Origin of the sequence: Sphingomonas sp. CCH9-F2 (assembly GCF_001556735.1) — a bacterium.
Classification (GTDB): domain Bacteria; phylum Pseudomonadota; class Alphaproteobacteria; order Sphingomonadales; family Sphingomonadaceae; genus Sphingomonas; species Sphingomonas ginsenosidimutans.
The window spans coordinates 1-852 of sequence record NZ_LSJO01000306.1 but is presented as its reverse complement, the minus strand read 5'-3'; the positions used below and the strand labels follow the sequence as shown (position 1 = coordinate 852).

Genomic DNA, 852 nt, shown 5'->3' with positions numbered 1-852 from the left:
AGCGAGGGGCGCACCGTCCTGCCGTTCCGCGACGGGCAGCCGGCGCGGATCGCCTATGGCCATGCCGATGCCGCAGTGGGCAACGCCTTCGCCCGCGCGCTGGTCGGCGGGCCGGAGCTGCCGACCGCCGCCGACCCGGAGACGCTGGCGCTGCTGGCGCTGGCCGAGCGCGTGGCGCAGGCCGACATCACCGTCCTCATCAACGGCCCCACCGGCACCGGCAAGGAAGTGCTGGCGCGCACGATCCACCTCAATTCCGACCGCCGCGACGGCCCGTTCGTCGCGATCAACTGCGCCGCGCTGCCCGAAACCATGCTGGAAGCGATGCTGTTCGGCCACCAGAAGGGCGCGTTCACCGGCGCGTCGTCGGGCGGCGAGGGCTTCTTCCGCGCCGCCAACGGCGGCACGCTGCTGCTGGACGAGATCGCGGAAATGCCCCTCAACCTGCAGGCCAAGCTGCTGCGCGTGCTGCAGGAGCGCGAGGTAGTGCCGATCGGCGCGACGATGCCGCAGTCGGTCGACGTACGCGTCATCGCCTGCGCCAACCGCGATCTTCAGGGCGAAGTCGCCGCCGGGCGGTTCCGCGCCGACCTCTACTACCGCCTGTCGGTGTTCCCGCTGACCACCAAGGCGCTGGCCGACCGGCCGCAGGACATTCCCGCGCTGGCCGCGACGATGATCCTGCGCCACGCCGGCAACCGCCCGACCATTCCGTGGCCCAGCGACCAGGCGATCGCCGCGCTGCTGGCGCACGACTGGCCGGGCAACGTGCGCGAGCTGGAGAATGTGATCCAGCGCGCCTTGCTGTTCGCCGGCGGCGACACGATCGAGGCCGGGCACATCGTGTTCGAC

1 protein-coding gene is annotated in these 852 nt (G+C 71.8%); it reads left to right on the top strand.

Features of this window, described 5'->3' with window-relative positions:
* Window positions 1–852: sigma-54 interaction domain-containing protein (locus tag AX685_RS08970; protein ID WP_066487706.1), on the top strand; the 852-nt coding region annotated here is incomplete at both ends.